4 protein-coding genes are annotated in these 3008 nt (G+C 60.5%); all 4 read left to right on the top strand.

The genetic code is table 11. From position 1 onward, the window contains the following. The first annotated feature begins 215 nt into the window (after positions 1 to 215). The 4 genes from GGQ59_RS14700 to GGQ59_RS14685 all read left to right on the top strand — a co-directional run bounded on the left by GGQ59_RS14700 (position 216) and on the right by GGQ59_RS14685 (position 2900). Positions 216 to 1043 (top strand): CPBP family intramembrane glutamic endopeptidase, encoded by an 828-nt coding sequence (locus GGQ59_RS14700; RefSeq protein WP_183819958.1) that lies wholly within the window; start codon positions 216 to 218, stop codon positions 1041 to 1043. After that, positions 1040 to 1489, top strand: a complete 450-nt coding sequence (locus GGQ59_RS14695) for a hypothetical protein (protein WP_183819956.1) — start codon at positions 1040 to 1042, stop codon at positions 1487 to 1489. The genes GGQ59_RS14700 and GGQ59_RS14695 overlap by 4 nt, the downstream gene beginning before the upstream one ends. Continuing rightward, entirely contained in the window at positions 1486 to 1803 is a 318-nt protein-coding gene (locus GGQ59_RS14690; RefSeq protein WP_183819954.1) for a winged helix-turn-helix domain-containing protein, read from the top strand. The genes GGQ59_RS14695 and GGQ59_RS14690 overlap by 4 nt, the downstream gene beginning before the upstream one ends. 434 nt (positions 1804 to 2237) lie before the next feature. Next, positions 2238 to 2900: a hypothetical protein gene (locus GGQ59_RS14685; RefSeq protein ID WP_183819952.1), complete on the top strand. Its 663-nt coding sequence runs from the start codon at positions 2238 to 2240 to the stop codon at positions 2898 to 2900. Positions 2901 to 3008: the final 108 nt, after the last annotated feature.

Genomic DNA, 3008 nt, shown 5'->3' with positions numbered 1-3008 from the left:
CTCCGCCTCCCGTCAGCCGTAGCGCAGGAGGCAGCGATGCTCTAACACTGGAAGTGGACCACTCGATGGGGGCCGGTCACCCCCGCTTATCTCCTGCCATCAGGTTACCCGCGCACTGTAGCGTGTAGGTCATTTTCCAAGGAGGAAAGTTTTGACTTGCCTCGAAGGAAAATCGCGCCTAGTCATTTTCCTTCGAGGAAAGTGAGGGTTTGGCAATGGTGTTGGTAGACAGTTTGGTCCTTCTGGTCGTGCTGTGCGGGCTCGCGTGGATGTCTTGGCGCGATTCGCGCGACTACGCAGCTTTCAAGAAGTTTGATTCCAGCGCGGACCGGGTGCGCTTTTACCGCCGGTGGACTTTCGTTCCGATGGCGCTTTTCGGTGTCGGTGGATTAGCCGTGCTACTGACCTTCGGGAGACTGGACTTACTATACTCTCTGCCCGTTGAATTCGCGCCATTGATCGCTCCCTTCGAGGCAGTTTCGGAACCCGAAGGTTCCAGCTTTGAAACGGTGCTCGGAATGGCCAGTGGCTTGCTTCTAGGCCTTACCATCACGGCAGTGGTCTGGCGTCGGCGGTTGAAGAAGATGTCACAACCGGTGGTCGGCGACATTGAAGCTCTTCTGCCGCGCAACGGAAAGGAGGTGGCATCCTGCATCCCTCTGGCTCTGAACGCCGGCATCAGCGAGGAGATCTTCTATCGCGCCGCCCTTCCGCTGTTGGTGCTGGAAGCTACCGGATCAGTATGGGCGTCGCTGACCATCTCGATCGCGGCATTCGGATTGGCGCACTGGTATCAGGGTTGGAAGGGCGTTCTCGCGACCAGTGCGATGGGTGCGCTCTTCTTCTGGCTCTATCTCTCGAGCGGATCCGTCATCAAGCCGATTGCGATGCACGTGCTCATCGATATGATCGGCCTGGTGATCAGGCCTCTGGTTTCTCAGTATCTGGTTAGGCGACGTGCAAGTGCCGAGGCGAGCGAGGGGGCCTTGAGAGCAATGCCTGCAGGAGCAGCTACGGTTGTCGAGACGGAGGCAAGAACATGAACAACTCCGAGGACCCATGGGACGCACTGGCAGCTCTCGAGTCCACGAATGATCGTCTGGCGAGACGAATGAGGTGGCCGATCTGGAGGCATTTTGCTGGTGGATTGCTCATGACGCTGATGGTTGCGGCAGTAGCTCTCCCTCGTGATGTTGCGGCCGTGGTCTTCGTGACGGCAATGGTCCTGATGTTGTTGATTGTCCGGGATGATAAAAAGCGTCACGGCATGTTCGTGAGCGGATATCAACGAGGCAGGACCGTGTGGATCGTAGCCGCGATCAGCGTTCTGATCTTCTCCGCGCTGGTCATCGTTCTCACCCAGTTCGAAAACCCGACCGACGATCCATGGTTCTGGGTGACGTTGTCAATCGTCGCTCTCGGGACATCGGGACTCAGCTGGATCTGGGAACGGGTGTATCGCGCAGATGTGCGTGAAGGGAGGTTATGAGCGTGGGTCTCGACGAGATGTTCAACGCTTCCGCGCGCCTGCAGATCGCAGCAATTCTTCTCCGCGCCGACGAAGCCGAATTCTCGGTCATTCGAGACGTCATCGAGGTGAGTGACTCGGCTCTTTCGAAACATCTCTCGACACTCTCAGAAGCGGGCTATGTATCGATCAAGAAAGCGCCGCGGAACGGCCGCCAGCGAACTTGGGCAGCGCTCACGTCGAAGGGCCGACGGGCCTTTCAGCAGCACGTGAAGGCGCTCCAGGAAATGATCACGGTAGCGGACGAGAAGATCGGTGAGACTGCTTCGGACTAGATGACGCTGAGGACAACTATGAAGCTGTCGAACTAGATGCACAGGTCGCGGGGGCAATTGGGCGGTTTGAGGCCGAAATTGCCGAACGGCGAACCTCTGCCGGTTCACGCCACTTTGGGCTTCCATTGCCAGTTTATGGGAGTGCGCTGGACGTCCGCAACAAAGGGCTGAAGCCGTCATAGAAGAGGACTCGCTGACCGTCTGCTTTTTGGGGCTTGCTTTCCGAAACCGGACAGTCTCCTCCCGGCCCAACGCCAGAAATCCGGCGATCTGCTCGAGGGTCCGCTTTCCACCCAAAATCGGACACTCAAGGCAATCGGATCGATCAGAAAGCGGACGTTCGGATTGGAGCAGAGCGGCTGCTCGAATGGCCGCACCTAGATGCGAGCATGAAGCTTTCGATCGAGCGCTATAGAAATTTCCCAGTGATTTGAGTGCCCATTCTTGTCGTGCCGGGCGCGCTCGCGATCGCGCCGGGCTACGAGCACGCGCGCAACGGCCTGTTCGACCTCTACACCACAATCGGCATGCTCGACCGCGCCGCTGAGCAGGCGACCGACCGCGGCCAGCGTGCCTACGTCGCCGCCTTGAACCGAGAAGCGCTGCCGCCGGAGCCCGGCGAGACGATCTACGATGGCTACGCCGCGCAGCTGACGGGCGACCTTGCGACCGCCCACCGGATCTACAAGGCGCTCGTAGGCCAGTGGGGCGTCGCGGGCGAGGAGCCGATGCCCCAATGGGCCAGCGTGTACGTGGCCGCGATGATCCCCGTCTTCGAGGAAGCCGGAGACCCGCTCGCCGAGACCTTGATGGCCAAGCTCGCCGATTACGTCGAACAGCTTGGGGACGGTGAGTGGGCGGTCTCGGCGCACCTTGCGGCGGCGAGCCTCGCAGCGCTGCAAGGAGATGACGACGCCGCGGTAGCGCACCTCTCAGGCTACGCGGCCACGGGGTATGGGGGACGGCTCAACGTCGAGCGCGACGAGGTCTTCGCCTCGCTCCACGACCGGGCCGACTTTCACGAAGTGATCGCGCGCCTCGAGGCCGACGACGCGGAGGATCGCGCCGCGATCCTCCGATTGTCTTCGGAAGACTGAGGCAGAAGGGTCTTCGAGACCGGCCGCCCTGACCGGCCCCCATCGAGTGGTCCACTTCCAGTGTTAGAGCATCGCTGCCTCCTGCGCTACGGCTGACGGGAGGCGGAA

It is taken from the genome of Parvularcula dongshanensis, from assembly GCF_014199615.1.
In the GTDB taxonomy this organism is placed as follows: Bacteria; Pseudomonadota; Alphaproteobacteria; order Caulobacterales; family Parvularculaceae; genus Parvularcula; species Parvularcula dongshanensis.
Note: the sequence above shows the minus strand (reverse complement) of the source record. Positions and strands in the feature narration are given on the sequence as shown.

Coding starts and splice junctions, on each gene's coding strand:
- GGQ59_RS14700 (WP_183819958.1), top strand. CDS start 216: ATGGTGTTGGTAGACAGTTTGGTCCTTCTGGTCGTGCTGTGCGGGCTC.
- GGQ59_RS14690 (WP_183819954.1), top strand. CDS start 1,486: ATGAGCGTGGGTCTCGACGAGATGTTCAACGCTTCCGCGCGCCTGCAG.
- GGQ59_RS14695 (WP_183819956.1), top strand. CDS start 1,040: ATGAACAACTCCGAGGACCCATGGGACGCACTGGCAGCTCTCGAGTCC.